This is a genomic window from Solwaraspora sp. WMMD1047, assembly GCF_029626155.1.
Lineage (GTDB): Bacteria > Actinomycetota > Actinomycetes > Mycobacteriales > Micromonosporaceae > WMMD1047.
The window spans coordinates 1,937,383-1,956,615 of record NZ_JARUBL010000001.1 but is presented as its reverse complement, the minus strand read 5'-3'; the positions used below and the strand labels follow the sequence as shown (position 1 = coordinate 1,956,615).

At 73.3% G+C, this 19,233-nt stretch carries 17 protein-coding genes and 2 tRNA genes; 7 read left to right on the top strand and 12 right to left on the bottom strand.

Annotated elements, in window-relative coordinates:
* Positions 1-55: 55 nt before the first annotated feature.
* The 3 genes from O7627_RS09005 to O7627_RS08995 all read right to left on the bottom strand — a co-directional run bounded on the left by O7627_RS09005 (position 56) and on the right by O7627_RS08995 (position 1,149).
* Positions 56-128: transfer RNA gene (locus O7627_RS09005), tRNA-Glu, on the bottom strand.
* An 82-nt stretch (positions 129-210) separates the two neighbouring features.
* A tRNA-Gln gene (locus tag O7627_RS09000) sits at positions 211-282 on the bottom strand.
* A 60-nt stretch (positions 283-342) separates the two neighbouring features.
* Complete coding sequence (locus tag O7627_RS08995) at positions 343-1,149, bottom strand: fumarylacetoacetate hydrolase family protein (protein ID WP_278093032.1); 807 nt, start codon at positions 1,147-1,149, stop codon at positions 343-345.
* A 249-nt stretch (positions 1,150-1,398) separates the two neighbouring features.
* Here O7627_RS08995 and O7627_RS08990 point away from each other — a divergent pair, with 249 nt between their 5' ends.
* Complete coding sequence (locus O7627_RS08990) at positions 1,399-2,955, top strand: hypothetical protein (protein WP_278093031.1); 1,557 nt, start codon at positions 1,399-1,401, stop codon at positions 2,953-2,955.
* A 312-nt stretch (positions 2,956-3,267) separates the two neighbouring features.
* A complete protein-coding gene (locus tag O7627_RS08985) occupies positions 3,268-4,128 on the top strand; it encodes a 3-methyladenine DNA glycosylase (protein WP_278098222.1) in 861 nt (286 codons plus the stop codon).
* Between the two features lie 141 nt (positions 4,129-4,269).
* Here O7627_RS08985 and arfB read toward each other — a convergent pair whose 3' ends face one another.
* The 5 genes from arfB to O7627_RS08960 form a co-directional block, all read right to left on the bottom strand.
* Positions 4,270-4,695 (bottom strand): alternative ribosome rescue aminoacyl-tRNA hydrolase ArfB, encoded by a 426-nt coding sequence (gene arfB / locus O7627_RS08980; RefSeq protein ID WP_278093030.1) that lies wholly within the window; start codon positions 4,693-4,695, stop codon positions 4,270-4,272.
* A 62-nt stretch (positions 4,696-4,757) separates the two neighbouring features.
* Complete coding sequence (locus O7627_RS08975; protein ID WP_278093029.1) at positions 4,758-5,627, bottom strand: trypsin-like peptidase domain-containing protein; 870 nt, start codon at positions 5,625-5,627, stop codon at positions 4,758-4,760.
* Between the two features lie 78 nt (positions 5,628-5,705).
* The gene (locus tag O7627_RS08970) at positions 5,706-6,665 is read right to left on the bottom strand and encodes a VWA domain-containing protein (protein ID WP_278093028.1); all 960 of its coding nucleotides are present in this window, start codon (positions 6,663-6,665) and stop codon (positions 5,706-5,708) included.
* Positions 6,662-7,765 (bottom strand): DUF58 domain-containing protein, encoded by a 1,104-nt coding sequence (locus O7627_RS08965; protein WP_278093027.1) that lies wholly within the window; start codon positions 7,763-7,765, stop codon positions 6,662-6,664. Before O7627_RS08965 ends, O7627_RS08970 begins: the two co-directional genes overlap by 4 nt.
* Positions 7,762-8,811, bottom strand: a complete 1,050-nt coding sequence (locus O7627_RS08960; RefSeq protein ID WP_278093026.1) for a MoxR family ATPase — start codon at positions 8,809-8,811, stop codon at positions 7,762-7,764. The genes O7627_RS08965 and O7627_RS08960 overlap by 4 nt, the downstream gene beginning before the upstream one ends.
* Positions 8,812-8,935: 124 nt before the next feature.
* On the opposite strand from O7627_RS08960, the gene O7627_RS08955 reads away from it, so the two are divergent.
* Positions 8,936-9,895: an endonuclease/exonuclease/phosphatase family protein gene (locus O7627_RS08955; RefSeq protein ID WP_278093025.1), complete on the top strand. Its 960-nt coding sequence runs from the start codon at positions 8,936-8,938 to the stop codon at positions 9,893-9,895.
* Here O7627_RS08955 and cimA read toward each other — a convergent pair.
* Complete coding sequence (gene cimA / locus O7627_RS08950; RefSeq protein WP_278093024.1) at positions 9,839-11,476, bottom strand: citramalate synthase; 1,638 nt, start codon at positions 11,474-11,476, stop codon at positions 9,839-9,841. The two genes, O7627_RS08955 and cimA, sit on opposite strands and share 57 nt — an antisense overlap.
* Positions 11,477-11,821: 345 nt before the next feature.
* Between cimA and O7627_RS08945 the strand changes: the two genes are divergently transcribed.
* Positions 11,822-12,298, top strand: coding sequence for a PRC-barrel domain containing protein (locus tag O7627_RS08945; protein ID WP_278093023.1), 477 nt, complete (start codon positions 11,822-11,824; stop codon positions 12,296-12,298).
* 338 nt (positions 12,299-12,636) lie between these two features.
* Positions 12,637-13,335: a tyrosine-protein phosphatase gene (locus tag O7627_RS08940; protein ID WP_278098221.1), complete on the top strand. Its 699-nt coding sequence runs from the start codon at positions 12,637-12,639 to the stop codon at positions 13,333-13,335.
* Between the two features lie 21 nt (positions 13,336-13,356).
* Here the strand turns inward: O7627_RS08940 and O7627_RS08935 are convergent, their stop codons facing one another.
* Complete coding sequence (locus O7627_RS08935) at positions 13,357-14,454, bottom strand: branched-chain amino acid aminotransferase (RefSeq protein WP_278093022.1); 1,098 nt, start codon at positions 14,452-14,454, stop codon at positions 13,357-13,359.
* A 175-nt stretch (positions 14,455-14,629) separates the two neighbouring features.
* Positions 14,630-15,661 (bottom strand): 3-isopropylmalate dehydrogenase, encoded by a 1,032-nt coding sequence (locus tag O7627_RS08930; protein WP_278098220.1) that lies wholly within the window; start codon positions 15,659-15,661, stop codon positions 14,630-14,632.
* A 403-nt stretch (positions 15,662-16,064) separates the two neighbouring features.
* Here O7627_RS08930 and O7627_RS08925 point away from each other — a divergent pair, with 403 nt between their 5' ends.
* Both O7627_RS08925 and O7627_RS08920 read left to right on the top strand, forming a co-directional pair.
* The gene (locus tag O7627_RS08925) at positions 16,065-16,844 is read left to right on the top strand and encodes an FAD:protein FMN transferase (protein ID WP_278098219.1); all 780 of its coding nucleotides are present in this window, start codon (positions 16,065-16,067) and stop codon (positions 16,842-16,844) included.
* A gap of 288 nt (positions 16,845-17,132) precedes the next feature.
* Entirely contained in the window at positions 17,133-17,489 is a 357-nt protein-coding gene (locus O7627_RS08920) for a hypothetical protein (protein WP_278093021.1), read from the top strand.
* Positions 17,490-17,584: 95 nt separating this feature from the next.
* On the opposite strand, the gene serA is transcribed toward O7627_RS08920, so the two are convergent.
* Positions 17,585-19,186, bottom strand: coding sequence for a phosphoglycerate dehydrogenase (gene serA / locus O7627_RS08915; protein WP_278093020.1), 1,602 nt, complete (start codon positions 19,184-19,186; stop codon positions 17,585-17,587).
* Positions 19,187-19,233 lie beyond the last annotated feature (47 nt).

Sequence of the window (19,233 nt, the reverse complement as noted above, 5' to 3'; positions counted from 1 at the left end):
GGCCCGGAAAAACAGAAACGGCCCGCGTCACCTGGGTGACACGGGCCGCGACCTGTAGCCCCGACCGGATTCGAACCGGCGCTACCGCCTTGAGAGGGCGGCGTCCTAGGCCGCTAGACGACGGGGCCAGGACTATTGTTGACCTTCCGGACAACGCTGCTGAACTCTACCAGAGATCCAGCAACCGAATCCCTCGCGGGTTTCGGCTTGCTGGGGTACCAGGACTCGAACCTAGACTAACTGAACCAGAATCAGTCGGGCTGCCAATTACCCCATACCCCATCGGTGCTTGTCGCACCGGGCACGAACTTTACCGGACCTCGTGGTGTAGGCCAAATCGGATCAGGATTCCAGCGCCACCACGGGATTCGACAGCTCACCCAGCCCCTCGACACGCACCGACACGGTATCCCCGTCCAGCAGCGGGCTAACCCCGGCCGGCGTGCCGGTTAGCACCACGTCCCCGGGCAGCAGCGTCATCACGTGTGAGATGTAGGACACCAGGGTCGGCACGTCGAAGACCATGTCCTTGGTCCGGCCGAGCTGGCGGACCTCCATCTCGTCCGGCTTCCGGCCGACCTCGCAGCGGACCTCCAGGTCACCGACGTCGATCCCGGTGGTGATCCACGGGCCGATCGGGCAGAACGAGTCGAAACCCTTGGCGCGGGTCCACTGCCCGTCGGAGCGCTGCAGGTCCCGCGCGGTCACGTCGTTCGCGCAGGCGTACCCGAAGATCGCCTGCTGGGCGGCGGCCCGGTCGACCCGCCGCGCCCCCGGCGGTCCGATCACCACCGCCAGCTCCGCCTCGTGCTCCACCTGACGCGACTGGGCCGGCAGCCGGATCGCGTCGCGCGGACCGATCACCGAGGTGGACGGCTTGAGGAAGAGCAACGGCTCGGTCGGCACCTCGGCGGCGTGCTCGGCCGCGTGCTCGGCGTAGTTGCGGCCGACACAGACCACCTTGCTGGGCAGGATCGGAGAGAGCAGCCGGACGTCGGCCAGCGCCCACCGGGTGCCGGTGAGTCTGACCTCACCGAACGGCAGGCCCTCGATCTCGGCCACCGTGAGGCCCTGCGGGCCGGCCGCCAGCTCCCCCTCGACCACGCCGAACGACATTCCCTTGCCATGGGCAAACCGAGCGATACGCACCCGGCCAATCTAGCCCGCACCGCGCCCGCTGGCCCGCAGTGGGGCTCGCGGCGATACACACCCGCCCGGGACCGAGGCGGTCCGACCGCACCGGGACTGACGCGGTCCGACCGCGCGGGTCCCGAAGCGCGATGGCACCCCGCGGACCGGGATGGCGAGTTCATTCCCCCGGCTGCCGGGAACCCGGGTCGCGACCCAGGCGTCGAGTTCGGGAGGTTAACGGTGATGCCAGCATCGGTCCGACCCCGCGTGGTCAGGACAGTTCTGGGGGCTTTTCTCCTGATCGTCGCGACCCCGGCTGCGGCCATCGTCACCACCGTCACCGCCGCTCCCGCCGCCGCGACCGCAGTCACCACACCCGCAGTCGCGACCGCCGTCGGGCCGAACCGTCCGTTGTTCGCACCCAACCCGAACGTCACACCGGCACCGAGCGAAACGGTGCTCCCGAACCCGGCCACCGCGCCGTCGCCGGTCCAGGTCGACGTCGAAAGCTCCGGCACCGTCGCCCCGGCCTACCGGATCGAGGTACGCAACGGCAGCGGCGCCGCGGTGGACGCCACGGTCCGCCAGGAACTGCCGCAGGGTACCGCCCCGACCGAGGTCAGCCCTGGTGGGCAGGTCAGCAGCCCCGGCGGCCAGGCCGGCGGGCTCGAGGTGAGCTGGCGCCTGCAACTGGCGGCCGGCACGGCGGCGACCCTGGCAACCACCCTGAGCCCGCCGGTGCCGGCCACCGACGTGACCGCCCCCACCTGCGTCTTCCCCGGCGACGGCACCGCCGGCACCGTCGCCTACGACTGTGCGACGGCCAATTGGGCGGCACCGGAAACCGAGGTCGAGGCAGCACCGCCGTGGTGGCGGCGGCCGGCGACCATCATCGGAGCGCTGGCAGGGCTGGCACTGATCGTGTTGGCCGTCACCGGCCGCCGGTGGCAGACCGGCCGGCGGTCCGACCACGGCACCGGCCGGCGGTCCGACCACGGCACCGGTCGACCGGGCGGCCCGCCCCCGGCTACCCCGTCACCCCACGGACGCACCGCGACAGCGGGATTCCGGCCCGCCGACCGCGTTCCGGCCACCAGCCCGGCCCAGCTGGCCGGACCCGACTTCGGCGGGGTGAGGCGGCCGAGCCAGGGTGGGGGTGGGGTCTACCGGGGCGGTCGGCGGGGTCGGCCCGCCCTCGTCGGGGATGAGCCGCCGGCCAGCCAGCCGGGCGCCGGCGCGGCCGGCGGTCCGATCCGGACACCCCAGCCGGCCGACGGGCCGGCGCCGCGCCCCGCGCGGGTGCACCGGCGGATCGGCCCACCGGTCTGGGTGATCGTGGGGGCCGCCACGGCGGCGCTGCTGGCCGCGATGGCGGCGGTGGCCGGGACCGCCTCGGCCCGGGTGACCGCCATCAGCGCCGACCGGAGACCGTCCAGCGGCGCCTGGGTGGGCGAGGCCACGAGCGGCCCGGTCGGCGCGACCATGCGCGACTCGGCATTCGAGTTCACCGTCTACCGGATCAGCTGCCCGCCCGACACCGGCCGGTGCGAGGCGACGGTCGGACTGCACAACGTCAGTGGCCACGACCAGCCCTGGCACGGCGCGTTGCAGCGGGCGTATCTGCCGGACGGCAACTGGGTGACCCTCGACGAGACCGCCACGATGGCCGCCAACGCCGGCCGCGACCTGTTCGCCGAACCGGTACCGGCCGACCAGAAGCGGCTCTTCCCGCTCGTCTTCGCGATCCCCGGCGCCGAGCCGCCGACCCGGATCGAGCTGCGCGGCGACGTCTTCTCCGCCGGAGTGAGCGTCGACGTGCCCTGACCCCGACCGGCAGCACCGCGCCCTGACCCGGACCAGCAGCACCGCGCCCTGACCCGGACCGGCATCACCGCGCCGACCCCGCCCGCCCGTCGAACGGGCCCAACGCGGCGTTCGTCAAACTGCTCAGCCCCGGCCGCCGTCAACGTGCCCGAACCCGACCGCGCCGTCAACGTGCCCGAACCCGACCGCGCCGTCAACGTGCCGAACCTGGCCGCGCCGTCACGTGCCCGAACCTGGCCGGTGCGATGGTCGTAGGCTGGATCGGTGACCGCACCGCCGACGGACGCCGCGCGGCGGACGCCGCCGGGAGTACTGGCGGCGCCCGTCTGGCGGGCGCGCAGCCGGGCACACGCCGAGCGGGCCGACGCCCTCACCGCCGGGCACCGTGCCCGCCGGGCGAGCGGCCGGCCGCACGCGATCGAAGACTTCCTCTACACCTACTACGGCACCCGGCCGGCGGTGCTGCGTCGGTGGCACCCGGGCGTCGGGGCCGCGCTGGCGCCGGACGCCGACGGTCCCGCCCCGCACGGGCGCTGGCGCTGGTACGCCACGGACGCCGACGGCGGCGTACGACTCGACGTCGGGCGCTACCTCGCCGACCGGGCGGAGTCGGTCCGCTTCATCCGCGACCTGCTCGCCGCCACCGCGTCCCGGCCGGCGTTCACCGGGTGCTTCGGCCTGCACGAGTGGGCGATGGTCTACCGGCAGGCCGAGCACCGCCATCCGCTACCGCTGCGACTCGGCCAGGCGGGCACCGACGCGGTGGTCGAGGCGCACCCGATCCGCTGCACCCACTTCGACGCGTACCGCTTCTTCACCGCCGAGGCGGTCGGCCTGAACCGGGTCCGGCCGACCCGCGACACCCAGCAGGCGATGGAGCAGCCCGGCTGCCTGCACGCGGCGATGGACTGTCACAAATGGGCCAGCAAGCTCGGACCGGCGGTCCCCGGTGAACTCGCCCTGGACTGCTTCGAGCTGGCCGGCGAGATCCGGCGGCTGGACATGCAGGCGTCACCGTACGACGTCTCCTCCTACGGCGAACCGGCGGTGGCGATCGAGACCCCGGCGGGCCGGGCAACCTACGTGGCCCGCCAGCGCGCCTTCGCCGAACGCGCCGCCGCCCTGCGCACCCACCTGCTCAAGGTGTGCGATCAACTCCTCGACCGGGGATAGCGACGCACCTGCGGCACACGGTTCTCCCCCCGACCCAGGCCACTCGTCGGGCACCCTGTGCGACCCTGCACCATGATCGGATGATGAAAAAGGTCGTGATCGGGGCACTTGAGCGACCTTTTTCGTCAATTGATCATGGGCTCAGTCGGTGTCCGGGCGGCGCAGCCGCTTGATCTGGCCGCGCCGCTTCTTGTCCTGGATCCGGCGCTCCTTGGCGCCTCGGGACGGGCGGGTGGGGCGCCGGCTCGGCGGCGGCGCGGCGACAGCCGCGGCCACCAGCTCGGCGAGCCGGTCCTCGGCGGCCTGCCGGTTGCGCAGCTGGGATCGGTGCTCGGAGGCGGTGACGGTGAGCACCCCGTCGACCAGCCGGCCCGCCAACCGTTGCCGGGCGCGCTCCTTCAGCTCCGGCGGCAGGGCCGCCGACTCCACCAGATTCCAGGACAGCTCGACCCGGGAGTCGGTGGTGTTGACGCCCTGGCCGCCCGGTCCGGACGAGCGGGAGAACCGCTCCCGCAGCTCGCTGCCGGGGATGACCAGGCGGTCGGTGACGCGCAGATCATCGGCCATGGGTCGAGGTTATCGGTCCGGACACCGGCCGGAGCGGCCCGGCGGCCCTTCCCTGGGGTGGGTCAGCCGCCCTTGCCGATGATGGTGTCGGCGACCTGCTGCACCTGTTCGATCGGGATGGCGAAGCCGATTCCGATCGAGCCGTTGCCGTCGATGGTGGCGATCGCGGTGTTCACCCCTACCACCTCGCCCCGGGCGTTCACCAGCGGTCCGCCGGAGTTGCCGGGGTTGATCGAGGCGTCGGTCTGCACCGCGGTGTGCCGGTTGTTGCCGAGCCGGACCTCCCGGTCCACCGCGCTGACGATCCCGGCGGTCACCGTGCCGGGCAGCCCCAGCGGCGAACCGACCGCCAACACCGGCTCGCCGACCCGGGTGGCGCCCGGCTTGGCCAGCGGTAGCGCGGTCAGGCCGGCGTCCGGCGGCACCCGCAGGACGGCGATGTCGCTGGCCGGCTCGCGACCCACCACCTGGGCGTCGAACTGCCGGCCGTCGGCGGTCTCCACCAGCACCAGCAGGTCGCCGCGGTCGGCGCCGGCCGCCTTGGCGACGATGTGGTCGTTGGTGACGACGTGGTGCTGGTCGTCGAGGGCGAACCCGGAGCCGTTCGCCGTGGCGCTGCCGGCGTCCACCGTCACCGACACCACACCGGGCAGCACCTGCGCCGCGGCGGCGACCAGGTCCGCCGGCAGGCTGGCCGAGGCGGCGGTCGACAGCTCGTCGCGGCCGGCGACCCAGCCGCCCGCCAGGCCGCCGGAACCGACCGACAGGGCGACCACGGCCAGCCCGGCCAGCAGCACCCGGTGCCGCCGGCCCGGTGGTCGCGGGTCACCGCCGCCATCGGGTACGACCACCGGCCCGAACCGCTCCGGTCGGAGGTCAGGTGAGATGAACCAGGGGCCCCGGGGCTCGCCCAGGCCGGTCTGCGTCGCCATCGTCCGTTCCTCCTCGGTCACTCACATCCGGCACCGGTCGGCTCGCCCGCGAGCCTGATCAGTTACTTGCGAGCCCGGTCAGGGCAGGCGGGAGAACCACAGCAGCGACCCGCCGGCGGCGGCCATCGCGAACAGCAGGCCCAGCCCGATGAAGCGGGCCGAGATGTCCTGCCGCTCGGTCCGCCAGCCGACGGACGTGCCGATGTCGTCGTAGACGCCGCGCAGTTCGTCGCTGGTGTCGGCCTCGTGGTAGCCGCCGCCGGTCTGCTCGGCCACCGCGCGCAGGGTCTCCCCGTCGACCGGCACCTTGATCGGCCGGCCGCCCCGGTCGACGTACCCGGCCGGGGTGCCGAACGAGATGGTGTGCACCGGCACCCCGGCCTGCACCGCCTCGCCGGCCGACTCGCCCGGGTCCCGGCCCGAGGTGTTGGCGCCGTCGGAGAGCAGCACGATCCGGGCCGGCGGCGGGTCCTTGGCCGCCTCGGTGTCCAGCGACCGAACCGCCTCCAGAGAGGTGCTGATCGCCTCGCCGATCGCGGTGCCCTGCACCCCGGTGCTCCCCTCCGCCAGCCGCTTGATGCCGGTGTGCAGGGCGGACCGGTCGGTGCCCGGCGGGACGAAGACGGCGGCGCTGCCGGCGAAGGCGACCAGGCCGACGTTGAACTCCTTGGGCAGCGAGTCGGCGAACTTGTGCGCCGCCGACTTGGCCGCCGCCAGCCGGTCCGGCTCGACATCGGTGGCGAGCATCGAGGTGGAGACGTCGACCGCCACCATCACGGTAGCCCGTTCCTTGGGCACCCGGACGTCGGCGGCCGGACGGGCGAAGCCGCCCACCAGCAGCGCCAGCATGCTGAGGAACAGCGCGGCGGGCAGGTGCCGCCGCCAGGCCGGCCGGCGGGGCGCGACCCGGTCCAGCAGCCGCAGGTTGGTGAAGCGGACCGCGTACCGGCTGCTGCGCCGCTGCCGTACCAGGTAGCCGACGGCCAGCGCCAGCACCCCGATCAGCAGCCAGAGGCGGTGCGGAGATTCCCAGCTCATCGGATCCCTCCCCCGGCCGGTACCGCGGTCATCGGCAGCCGGGGCGCCCGGGCCTGCCGGCGTTGCCGCTGGACGTGCCGGGCCAGGTCGGCGACCCAGTCCCGGTCGGTACGCAGCACCAGGTGGTCGGCGCCGGCCCGGCGCAGCGCGTCCCGGATCGACTGGCGCTGGGCGGCCGCCGCGGCGGCGAACCGCTCCCGGACCCGCCGGTCGGCGGTGCACACCTCGCGGCGCCACCCGGTCTCCGGGTCGACGAAGGTGACGATCCCGACGTCCGGCAGTTCCAGCTCCCGCGGGTCGGTGATCTCGACGGCGAGCACCTGGTGCCGGGCCCCGAGCCGCCGAAGCGGCCGCTCCCAGTCGGGCGTGGAGTAGCACCCGCCGGCAAGCGCCGCACCCCGTCGCCGAGCCGGACCGTCGGCAGCCAGTCCGGCCAAGGACAGGCCGTCAGCAGGCAGGCCGTCAGCGGGCAGGCCGTCAGCGGGCAGGCCGTCAGCGGGCAGGCCGTCGAGGAAGTCCGAGATGACCACGACCAGGCCGCGCCGGGTCAGTGACCGGTCCAGCAGGCCGATCGCCTCGGCCAGCGCGGGTGGCCGGTCCGCCGGGTCCGGGCGCGGCGCCGTGAGCAGCCCGCGCACCAGGCCGAGCAGGTGGGTACGGCCGGGTCGGGCCGGCACCCGCCGCGCGCCACCGGCCCCCAGCAGGTACCCGCCGAGCCGGTTGCCGGTGCCCGCGGTGAGCAGGCCCACCGCCGCGACGGCGGCCACCGCGAGTTCCCACTTGTCCAGCGTGGCGGTGCCGAAGTCCATGCTCGGCGACCCGTCGACAAGCAGCCAGGTGGAGAGCTCCCGGTCGGCGTCGACCTCCTTGACGTGAGGTACGCCGGTGCGGGCGGTGACCGACCAGTCCATCCGGCGTACCTCGTCCTCGCCGGGGCGGTATTCGCGGCTGCCGCTGAATTCGCTGCCGGGGCCGGGCAGCAGGCCCTGGTACTGGCCGTGCAGCAGTCCGTCCAGCCGGCGGGTCACGGTCAGCTCCAACCGCCGCAGCCGGCGTTCGGGCACCAGCTCTGCGAGGGTGGGATCGGGCGGGCGACTCATGCGACCACCGGGGCGCGCCGGCCGGCGTCCTGGGCGGTGGCGATCCGGGGCGGCGGCACCGCCTCCACCAGCCGGCGCACCACGACATCGGCGGGTACGCCGTCGGCGACCGCGTCGAAGGAGAGCACCATGCGGTGGGCCAGCACGTCGCCGGCCAGTTCCCGGATGTCGTCGGGCAGCACGTAGTCGCGGCCGCGCAGCAGGGCCTGCGCCCGGGCGGCGGCCACCAGGCCGAGGGTGGCTCGCGGGCTGGCCCCGTAGGTGAGCAGCGGGGCGATCTCGGGCATGCCGAACCGGGCCGGGTCCCGGGTCGCCAGCACCAGCCGGACCACGTACTCGGCGATGGCGTGGTGCACGAAGACCCGGCAGGCCCGTTCCTGCAGGGCCCGCAGCCGGACCGGGTCCAGCACCGGCTGGGCGGTCGGCCGGTCGGCGCTCATCCGGTAGAGGATCGCGAGTTCGTCGGTGTCGCTGGGATAGCCGACGGTCACCTTCAGCAGGAACCGGTCGCGTTGCGCCTCGGGCAGCGGGTAGACGCCCTCGGACTCGATCGGGTTCTGGGTGGCCAGCACCAGGAACGGCGACGGCACCGGATAGCTGCGCCCGCCGATCGAGACCTGCCGCTCGGCCATCGCCTCCAACAGCGCCGACTGCACCTTCGCCGGCGCCCGGTTGATCTCGTCGGCCAGCACCAGGTTCGCCATCACCGGCCCGGGTTCGACGTCGAAGGTCTCCTTCGACGTCCGGTAGACCCGGGTGCCGACGATGTCGGAGGGCACCAGGTCGGGGGTGAACTGGATTCGGGAGAAGCTGCCGCCGACGGCGGTGGCCAGGGTCTGCGCGGCGAGGGTCTTCGCCACCCCGGGTACGCCTTCCAGGAGGCAGTGCCCGTCGGCGAGCAGGGCGGTGAGCAGCCGTTCGATGAGCCGGTCCTGCCCGACGATCACGCGTTTGACCTCGGCGAGGGTCTGGTCCAGTTCGGCGCCGGTCAAGGTGCTCTCGACCGGTGTGGACAGGGTGGCCAGGGTGTCCGACATGTCCGTCACGGTGCGTGGTTCCCCGGCCAGCGGGCGGCAAACCTCGGAACTGGCCGGTTGGCTGACCGGTTCTGCACCGAACGGTCACGAGTTCCGCGAAACTCCCCCACCGGGCCTGGATAGCGTTCCGGGCATGACCGACCCCCGACGGTGGATGACCCCGCTCTGCTGGTTGCTTGTCGCGCCCGGCCTCGGCTGGGCGGCCGTCCGGCTGGCCGGGCTGGAGCCCGGCCCGGTGGTGCCGCTGCTGGCCTTCACGCCGTACGTCGCGGCCTGGACGCCGGTGCCGCTGCTGGCCGCGCTCGGGCTGCGGCGCTGGTGGCCGGCGGGCGTCGCGGCCCTGGCCATGCTGGTGCTGGCGGCCGTGGTGCTGCCCCGGGCCGTGCCGGCCGACCCGCCGGCCGACGGGGGTCCGACGCTGCGGGTGCTGACGGCGAACCTGCTGGCCGGCGCGGCCGACCCGGCGGCCCTGCTGGCGTTGGTGCGCGCCGAGCGGATCGACGTGCTGGCGGTGCAGGAGTTCACGCCTGATGCCGAGGTGGCGCTGGACCGGCTCGGGCTCGCCGACCTGCTGCCGTACCGGCAGGTCAACCCCGAGCCGGGCACCACCGGCTCGGGGTTGTTCGCCCGGTTCCCGCTCACCGACGGCGGCACCCGCCGCAACGCCGGCGGCTTCAGCCAGTCGTACGCGGTGCTGACCGCGCCGGGGGTCCGGCCGCTGGCGGTGGAGTCGGTGCACCCGCTGGCGCCGTACGCGCCCGAGGCGCTGGCGGACTGGCGGGCCGGCCTGCGGGCGCAGCCACCGGCCGAGCCGGGCGGGCCGCCCCGGATCCTGGCCGGTGACTTCAACGCCACCCTCGACCACGCGTTGCTGCGCCGGTTGCTGGCCACCGGTTACGTGGACGCCGCCGCCAACACCGGCGCCGGCCTGGTCGGCACCTGGGGTCCCTACGACGGGGACCCGATCCCGCCGGTCACCATCGACCATGTGCTGGTGGACCGGCGGATCGGCGTCCGGGACGCGGCGGTGCGCCCGCTACCCGGCAGTGACCACCGAGCCGTGGTCGCCACCCTCGCGCCCCCCGCGGGCTGACTCCGGGGAGTGGGCCAGGCCGTAGGTCAGGGCGTCGACCAGGGCGTGCCAGCTCGCCTCGACGACGTTGGGGTGTACGCCGACGGTGGTCCAGTCCCGGCCGGCGCCGTTGGCGGTCTCCACCAGCACCCGGGTGACCGCGCCGGTGCCGTGGCTGCCCTCCAGGATGCGGACCTTGTAGTCGGCCAGCTCGAAGCCGCGCAGCTGCGGGTAGTGCCGCAGCAGCCCCACCCGCAGCGCTTCGTCGAGGGCGTTGACCGGGCCGTTGCCCTCGGCGGTGGCGATCACCCGCTCGCCGCGTACCCGGATCTTCACGGTGGCCTCGGAGACGACCGCGCCGTCCTCGCGGTGCTCGACCTGGACCCGGTAGGACTCCAGGGCGAACGGGCGCGGCACGGCCGCCTCCGGCAGCTCGTTCCGGATCAGCAGCTCGAAGGAGGCGTCGGCCGCCTCGAACGACCAGCCGCCGGCCTCCAGGTCCTTGACCCGCTTGGTGACCCGGGACAGCGCCTCCGGGTGGCCGGCCAGGTCGAGGCCGAGCTCGCGGCTCTTGAGCTCGATGCTGGCCCGGCCGGCCATCTCCGTCACCAGGATCCGCATGTCGTTGCCGACGACCGCCGGGTCGATGTGGTTGTAGAGCACCGGATCCACTTTGATCGCGCTCGCGTGCAGCCCCGCCTTGTGGGCGAAGGCGGCGGCCCCGACGTAGGCCTGGTGGGTGTCGGGGGCGATGTTGGCGATCTCGGCGATGGCGTGCGAGACGCGCACCATCTGTTCCAGGCAGCCGTCCGGTAGGACCGGCAGCCCGAGCTTGAGTTGCAGGTTGGCGACCACGGCGAACAGGTCGGCGTTGCCGGGGCGCTCGCCGTAGCCGTTGGCGGTGCACTGGAAGTGCTCGACGCCGGCCTCGACGGCGGCGACGGTGTTGGCGACCGCGCAGGAGGTGTCGTTCTGGCAGTGGATGCCGAGCCGGGTCGGGGCGACGCCGAGCCGGTCGGTCAGCTCGCCGATCGCGGCGGTCACCCGGGACGGCAGCATCCCGCCGTTGGTGTCGCACATGACCACCACCTCCGCGCCGGCGCCGAGTGCCGCGTCGACCACCGAGGCGGTGTACGCCGGGTCGTGGCGGCAGCCGTCGAAGAAGTGTTCGCAGTCGAGGAAGACCCGCCGGCCCTGGCCGACCAGGTGGGCGACGCTCTCGGCGACCATCTTCAGGTTCTCCGCGCCGGTGGTGCGCAGGGCCCGCTCGACGTGCCGGATGTCGGACTTGGCGACCAGGCAGACCGCCGGGGTCTCGGCGTCCAGCAGGGCGCGCAGTTGCGGGTCGGCGTCGACCGCGACGCCGGCCTTGCGGGTGGCGCCGAACGCGACGAGTACCGCGTGTTTCAGGTCGAGCTCGGTGCGGGCGCGCCGGAAGAACTCGGTGTCCTTCGGCATCGCGCCGGGCCAGCCGCCCTCGATGAAGCCGACCCCGAACTCGTCGAGCAGCCGGGCCACCGCCAGCTTGTCGACGACCGAGTAGCTGATCCCCTCGCGCTGCGCCCCGTCGCGCAGCGTCGTGTCGTACACCTGGTAGGTCATCGGAGGTTCCTTTCGAGTGCGACGCGGGGGCCCGGCCGGTTGCCGGCGGGGGGCCGCGTCCCGCACCGGCCGGCAAACAAAATGACCCCCCGCGGATGCGGGAGGTCTGCGCGCTCGGCGTGTGAGGGGATGCCGGCGCGCTAGCTGCCAATAATCAGTACGGTGCGGTTCACGGTGAGTACTCTGCCACCGCCGGTCGACTTTCGGGACCAGCATTCCATGTGCTGGGACAGCCGAATCCGGTACGGATCGACGGGTGTAACGATCTGGCAGCCCGGGTAAGTCTGGTGATGTCAATGAAGACGACGTCGACCAGACGACGTCGACCAGAGGAGTGATGGCCAGATGGACAGGCTCGATCCTCAGACGGCCCCGGACCAGAGTCCGGCACCGCTGCTGCACGGCGGGCAGGGCGCGGTGGCGGGCGTACCGACCACCGACGCCTCCTTCGACCCGTGGAGCTACCGGGACGACGCCGACGTGACCGGCGCCAACCTGGTCGGCTATCACGTCGAGGCGACCGACGGCGGCATCGGCAAGATCGACAGCACCAGCCACGAGGTCAACTCCAGCTGCCTGGTGGTGGACACCGGGCCGTGGATCTTCGGCAAGAAGGTGCTGCTGCCGGCCGGTGTGGTCAACCACGTCGACCACGACGAGCAGAAGGTGTACGTCGATCGGAGCAAGGACCAGATCAAGGACGCCCCCGAGTACGAGGAGGGCGGCCACAGCGATCCGGCGTACCGGGACAAGCTGGGCGGCTACTACGGCGAGACGTACGGCCTGCCGGGGCTGGGCGTACCGCCGGGGCGGCTGATGTAAGTCTCCCTCCCCGCCGGTGCGCTCCGGGCCATGGTCACGGCCCGGAGCGCACCGGCGTTTGCGCTGCTGGCGGGGCTTCGGGCCACGATCTGGCGTTCTCGCGCCGATCACTCAGCACTCACTCACGCGGTTAAATATGGGCATTCATAGAACTTTGCCCTGATTTGCGGCCCTGCTCTGCGTCACCGTGACCTGGCTCACGGCGACTTGGCCCACACCATCTCCGACCAGGTACGGATACCGTGGTAGCCGTGGATGCCTCCCAGGTCAGCGACGCCGCCCCGGTCAGTGCCGCCGCCCCGGCCCGCCCGGTCAGTCGGGCCGCGTCCTTCTCCGCCATGTTCAACTTCCGCGACGTCGGTGGCTACCCGACCGAGGACGGCCGCACCGTCCGCTGGCGCCGGCTCTACCGGTCGGACTCGCTGCACCGCATCGACGAGACCGACCGGGCGGCGTTCGCCGCGCTCGGCGTCCGGACCGTCATCGACCTGCGTCGCCCGCACGAGGTCGCCCGCGACGGCCGGGTACCCGACTACGACGGCCTCGCCTACCGGCACATCCATCCCGAGCACCGGGACTGGGACGAGATCCCGTACGACGAACGACTCGCCCTGGCCGACTGGCTCGCCGACCGCTACCTCGACCTGGCCGAGACCGGCGGCGCGGGGCTGGCCGCCGCGCTGGCCGTCATCGCCGACGCGGACGCCGCCCCCGTGGTGGTGCACTGCGTGGCCGGCAAGGACCGCACCGGTGTGGTCTGCGCGCTGACGCTGTCCCTGCTCGGCGTCGCCGACCAGGACATCGCCGAGGACTACGCGCTGAGCACCGCCGCGTCCCGGCGGTTCAGCGAATGGGTCCGCAGCCAACTGCCGCCCGACGCGCCGATCCCGCAGCCGTACTTCGCCTCCCCGGCCGAGGCGATGCTGCGGTTCCTCACCGACCTGCGCAACCGGCACGGCTCGGTCCGCGGCTACCTGCTCGACGCCGGCCTCACCGACGCGCAGATCACGGCGCTGCGGGGCCACCTGCTGGAGTGAGTGACCCCGCCGCGCCCCGGGTCACCGCAGCCGGTGCACCCAACCGTTGGTGTCCTCGCCCCGGCCGTGCTGGATGTCGACAAGGGTCTGCCGCAGCGACATGGTGATCTCGCCGGGCTCACCACCGGCGATGCTGAACTCGCCGTCGGGGAACCGGACCGTGCCGATCGGGGTGATCACCGCGGCCGTGCCGCAGGCGAAGACCTCCCGCAACCGGCCGCTGGCCGCGTCCTCGCGCCAGTCGTCGAAGCTGACCGGGCGCTCGATGACCTCCCGGCCGGCCTGGCGGGCCAGCGTCATCACCGAGTCCCGGGTGATCCCCGGCAGGATCGCCCCGGTCAGCGGCGGGGTGACGATGGTGCCGTCGTCGTAGCAGAAGAAGACGTTCATCCCGCCCAGCTCGTCGACGTACCGGCGCTGGACCGCGTCGAGGAAGACCACCTGGTCGCAGTCGTGCTCCATCGCCTCGGCCTGGGCCACCAGCGACGCGGCGTAGTTGCCGCCGCACTTGGCCTCGCCGGTGCCGCCGGGCGCGGCCCGGGTGTAGTGCGGCGAGACCCAGACCGACACCGGCTTGACGCCACCGGCGAAGTACGAGCCGACCGGCGACGCGATCAGGACGTAGAGGTACTCCCGGGCCGGCCGGACGCCGAGGAAGACCTCGCTGGCGAACATGAACGGGCGCAGGTAGAGGCTGCCGCCGTCGCTGGTCGGCACCCACTCCCGGTCGATCTCGATCAGGTGCCGCAGCGAGTCGAGGAAGACCGGCTCGGGCAGCTGCGCCATCGCCATCCGCCGGGCCGACTGGGCGAACCGGGCCGCGTTGGCGTCCGGCCGGAACAGCGTCACGCCACCGTCGGCGGCGTGGTACGCCTTCATCCCCTCGAAGATCTCCTGGGCGTAGTGCAGGACCGCCGTGGCCGGGTCCATCGGGATCGGCTCCCGGGCTCCGACCCGGGCGTCGTACCAGCCTTTGCCGTCGGCGTACCGGATGGTCACCATGTGGTCGGTGAAGACCCGGCCGAAACCCGGGTTCGCCAACAGTGCGGCCCGCTCGACGGCGGCTACCGGGCTGGGATTCGGACGGATCTCGAAATCGAGCTTGTCACCACCGCTCATCGCGCTGAACCTCCGCAGAAACGGCATGCGGGCGGGCATGCCGGAAGAATGTGGTGCTGGAAACCTACCCCGAACGGTCGTTAACCGCCGACCCTGCGTCGGGCCTGTCGACGGATGCCGACAAAGACCCGCTCCACCGGCCGCCGGGTCGGCGGGCCGGGGACCGGTGCGGGGCTCAGGACGTCGCGTGCGCCGCGAGCCGGTCACCGATGTCGGCGGTACGCCGCGACGACCCAGAGGTGCGGGACGCGAGTTCGGCGGCGACCGCCCCGGCTACTCGCTGCGCCGCCTCGGGGTGACCGAGGTGGTCGAGGAGCAGGGATGCGGAGAGAACCGCGGCGGCCGGGTCGGCCACCCCCCGGCCGGCGATGTCCGGCGCGGAGCCGTGCACCGGCTCGAACATCGACGGGTAGGCCCGTTCCGGGTTGATGCAGGCGCTGGCGGCCAGGCCGATGCCGCCGGTGACCGCGGCGGCGATGTCGGTGAGGATGTCGCCGAAGAGGTTGTCGGTGACCACGACGTCGTACCGCTGCGGCTGGGTGACCAGGTACATCGCCGCGGCGTCGATGTGCTGGTACTCGGTCTCGATCTCCGGGTGGTCGGCGGCGACCTCGGCGAAGGCGCGCGACCAGAGCGAGCCGGCGTGGGTGAGCACGTTCGTCTTGTGCACCAGGGTCACCTTGCGGCGTTCGCGGCGGGCGGCCCGGGTGAAGGCGTCGCGGATCACCCGCTCGACCCCGTGCCGGGTGTTCAGGCTCTCCTCGGTGGCCACCTCGGCGGGGGTGCCCCGGTGCAGCGAGCCGCCGGCGCCGGCGTACAGGCCCTCGGTGCCCTCGCGGACCACGACCAGGTCGATCTCGCCGGGCTTCACCCCGGCCAGCGGGCCGGTGGTGCCGGGCCAGAGCCGCGACGGGCGCAGGTTGACGTACTGGTCGAAGGCGAACCGCAGCTTGAGCAGCAGTCCCCGCTCCAGCACGCCCGGCGGCACCGTCGGGTCGCCGACCGCGCCGAGCAGGATCGCGTCGTGACCGGCCAGCTCGTCGAGGACGGAGTCGGGCAGCACCTCGCCGGTGCGGTGGTAGCGGGCCGCGCCGAGGTCGTACTCGGTGGCCTCGATCCCGGGCAGCACGGCGTCGATGACCTTGCGGGCCTGGGCGATCACCTCGGGTCCGATCCCGTCCCCGGCCACCACCGCGATCCGCGCCACCGACACGTCCACTCCCCTGCTTCCACGCCTCGAACCGTCTAGGGAACGTTAAGGGAGCGTCCCGTTTTCCGGTACGCCGCTCCCACCATTTGGGAGACTGCCGGCCGACGCCGGCGCGCCCGCGCGAGTGGGCGCGGACACAGCAGGTTCCCAGTCGGTATTCATCAGGCGGTCATTTTCGTCGCTTAGGGTCATCACCATGCGGATCGACCGAGCCGGGCACAGCGGGCAAGCCGACCCGGACCCAGCGTCCGACCGGCGGCGCAACGGCTTCTCCATGCGTACCCGCAGCGGCACCCGGCCGTTGCGTTCGCTCACCCGACTCGGCCGGTTCCGGCCCGACCTGCGGCTCGGCGGCGGACCGTCGCTGTACGATGGGTCGGCCGCCGACGGACCGCCCCGGATGGTCGGCACGCTGGCCGGCGTCGTCGACGAGCCAGCCCCGGGCACCGGCCGACCGGCCGCCGACCGACTGGTGGTCCGGCACACCGTGCGGACCTCCACCAGCGACTACCTGCTGCTGCTCAACGGACCGGGCTGGCTCGGCCACCGCCGACTCGGCGCGGCCCTGCGGGACGCCGTCGCGGAGCTGCGGGCCATCGACCTCACCTACAGTCCGGCCCGGCCGGAGAGCCTGGTCTCCCGGCTGCGCCGGGGCGAGCTCACCGCCGACGCGTACCCGCCGCTGGCCGACATCGTGGCCCGCTGCGACGCGATGCGGGCGGCCACCGACGGCTGGTTCGACGCCTGGGCGGTACCGGGCGGCTTCGACCCCGGCGGCCTGCTCACCGGTTGGGCGATCGAGCGGGCGGCGGCCCGGTTGCGCGCCGCCGGCATCGAGAACTACGCCGTGGTCAGCGGCGCGGACCTGGTGGTACGCGGCCAGGCGCCGCACGGCGGCCCGTGGCGGATCGCGGTGCACCACCCCACCGACGGGCTACGGGCACCGGTGATGCTGGAGCTGACGGCCGGCGCGGTGGGCACCTCGGGCGTCGGCGGCCGGCGGGACCACGTGGTCGACCCGCGCACCGGTCAGCCGGCCCGGCGCCTGCTGGCCGCCACCGTGACCGGTCCCGACCTGGCGGTGGCGGACGGCTACGCGACCGCGCTCTTCGCGGCCGGCCCGACCGGGCTGGCCTGGTTTCCCACCGCCGACGGCTATCAGGCGCTCTTCGCCGACTGACCTTGTCCGGGCCGGTTCGTCGGCGGCAGCGCGACCGGCCCCCACGAGCGCGGCACCGACCGTGGGGGCCGATCAGCGGCGGGTACGCGCCGAGCACGCACCCGGTCGCGGTCACCGATCCCCCGGCGACCGGTCGTCACCCGAAGACGGTGGCGCCCAGGAAACTACGGATAACCGCGCCGATACGCTATCGAATCGACGCAACTCGACGCAAGACTTCGGGCCGCGTACCCGAATCGGGCGGGGTGTCCGCCATGGACCATCGCGGGGATGGCACCCTGTACCACCGTGAGTTTCGATCTGGTCGTGTTCGCCATGGGCCCAGGGGCATCGTCAGCCGACGTACGGGCGGCGCACGAACGGTGCCGGCAGGTTGACGGCGACGACACGGGCATCCCCGAACCGCAGATCGCCTCGTTCTACCTGGCACTCACCGCCGATTTCCCGGACCGGGCGACACCCACCTCGCCGTGGGCCGTCAGTCCGATCCACGTCGGCAGTGACCACGTCGAGATGAACCTCGTCGAGACCTGCCCGGACGCGGTGCTGCTGGCCATCGAACGGCTCGCCGGCGAACACGGTCTGCAACTGCTCGACCTGCAGGACGGCACGGTCTACCCGCCGCCGGCCAGGGTCACCAACTAGCACCGGCCGGGGACCGGCCTGAGCCGGACCCCGGCCGGTACGTCACCGCCGGTCGCCGCGAAGCCCGCCACGGGCCGCGGTCACCTGTCGTCGGGTCACTCCTCGTCGCGCAGGTCCGCCGCGCTCGCCGCGACCGCGCCGATCGAGCCGGCCGCGGAGGTGAGCAGCTCGGCGTCGACCGCCGAGTCCACCGTGAGCGTCATCAGCGCCTCGCCGCCGGCGGACCGCCGGGCCACCTGCATGGCGGCGATGTTCACCCCGGCCTCGCCGAGGATCGACCCGATCGAGCCGACCACGCCCGGCCGGTCGGCGTAGCGGAAGAAGAGCAGGATGCCGTCGGCGCCGAGCTCCAGGTCGAAGCCGTCCACCTCGGTGAGCTTGATGATGTCGCGGGAGCCGCTCACCACCACCGTGCCGGAGACCGAGACCACCCGGCCGTCCGGCAGCGCGCCGCGGAGGGTGACCAGGTTCGGCAGGTCCACCGTGTCCGCCGGGGTGCTCAGGGTGACCTCGACGCCCCGGTCGGCCGCCAGGTACGGCGCGTTGACGTAGGTCACCTGCTCCTCCACCACCGAGGTGAAGAGGCCCTTGGTGGCGGCGAGCTTGAGCACCGAGACGTCGTTGGCGAGGATCTCCCCGCGTACCTCGACGGTGACGCTGGCCGCGACGCCGCCGGCCACGGCCGTGAAGACCTTGCCGAGCTTCTCGGCCAGCGGCAGCAGCGGCCGGACGTCCTCGGCGACGACGCCGCCGGCCTGGACGTTCACCGCGTCCGGCACGAACTCGCCCTGCAGGGCGAGCTTGACGCTGCGGGCCACCGCCAGGCCGGCCTTGTCCTGCGCCTCGGCGGTCGAGGCGCCCAGGTGCGGGGTGGCCACCACGTTGTCGAACGCGAACAGCGGCGAGGCCGTGCAGGGCTCCTTGCTGTAGACGTCCACGCCGGCACCGGCCACCCGGCCCTCGGCGATCGCGTCGGCCAGCGCCTGCTCGTCGATCAGTCCACCGCGGGCGGCGTTGACGATCCGCACCTCCGGCTTGACCAGCCGCAGCTCCTTCTCGCCGATCAGGCCGACGGTCTCCGGCGTCTTGGGCAGGTGGATGGAGATGAAGTCGCTCTCCCGCAGCAGCTCCTCGAGCCCCACCAGCCGGACCCCGAGCTGGGCGGCGCGGGCCGGCTGGATGTACGGGTCGTACGCGATCAGCCGGGTGCCGAACGCCGCGATCCGCTGGGCGAAGAGCACCCCGATGCGGCCCAGACCGACCACGCCGACGGTCTTGCCCTGGATCTCCACCCCGCTGTACTTCGACCGCTTCCACTCGCCGGCCTTGAGCGCGGCACTGGCGCTGGCCGTGTTGCGGGCCACCGCGAGCAGCAGGGCGAGCGCCTGCTCGGCGGCGGAGACGATGTTGGAGGTGGGCGCGTTGACGACCATCACCCCGCGGGCGGTGGCGGCGGGCACCTCGACGTTGTCCAGCCCGACCCCGGCCCGGGCGACGACCTTGAGCCGGCGGGCGGCGGCGATCGCCTCGGCGTCGATCTGGGTGGCGCTGCGGACGATCACCGCGTCCGCCTCGGCCAGGGCGGCGAGCAGGGCGGGACGGTCGGTGCCGTCGACGTGGCGGACGTCGAAGTCGTGCGCCAGCACGTCGATGGCGGCGGGAGCGAGTTCTTCGGCGATCAGTACGACAGGAGTCATTGGTCCTCGTAGCTAGCGTCCGGGCGGTGGGCTGCGGCGACGGGGGC

Excerpts from the sequence above, each read along its gene's own strand:
- arfB (WP_278093030.1), bottom strand. The coding sequence starts at position 4,695 with ATGGCCGATGATCTGCGCGTCACCGACCGCCTGGTCATCCCCGGCAGC.
- O7627_RS08975 (WP_278093029.1), bottom strand. The coding sequence starts at position 5,627 with ATGGCGACGCAGACCGGCCTGGGCGAGCCCCGGGGCCCCTGGTTCATC.
- O7627_RS08970 (WP_278093028.1), bottom strand. The coding sequence starts at position 6,665 with ATGAGCTGGGAATCTCCGCACCGCCTCTGGCTGCTGATCGGGGTGCTG.
- O7627_RS08965 (WP_278093027.1), bottom strand. The coding sequence starts at position 7,765 with ATGAGTCGCCCGCCCGATCCCACCCTCGCAGAGCTGGTGCCCGAACGC.
- O7627_RS08955 (WP_278093025.1), top strand. The coding sequence starts at position 8,936 with ATGACCGACCCCCGACGGTGGATGACCCCGCTCTGCTGGTTGCTTGTC.
- cimA (WP_278093024.1), bottom strand. The coding sequence starts at position 11,476 with ATGACCTACCAGGTGTACGACACGACGCTGCGCGACGGGGCGCAGCGC.
- O7627_RS08945 (WP_278093023.1), top strand. The coding sequence starts at position 11,822 with ATGGACAGGCTCGATCCTCAGACGGCCCCGGACCAGAGTCCGGCACCG.
- O7627_RS08940 (WP_278098221.1), top strand. The coding sequence starts at position 12,637 with ATGTTCAACTTCCGCGACGTCGGTGGCTACCCGACCGAGGACGGCCGC.
- O7627_RS08935 (WP_278093022.1), bottom strand. The coding sequence starts at position 14,454 with ATGAGCGGTGGTGACAAGCTCGATTTCGAGATCCGTCCGAATCCCAGC.
- O7627_RS08925 (WP_278098219.1), top strand. The coding sequence starts at position 16,065 with ATGGTCGGCACGCTGGCCGGCGTCGTCGACGAGCCAGCCCCGGGCACC.
- serA (WP_278093020.1), bottom strand. The coding sequence starts at position 19,186 with ATGACTCCTGTCGTACTGATCGCCGAAGAACTCGCTCCCGCCGCCATC.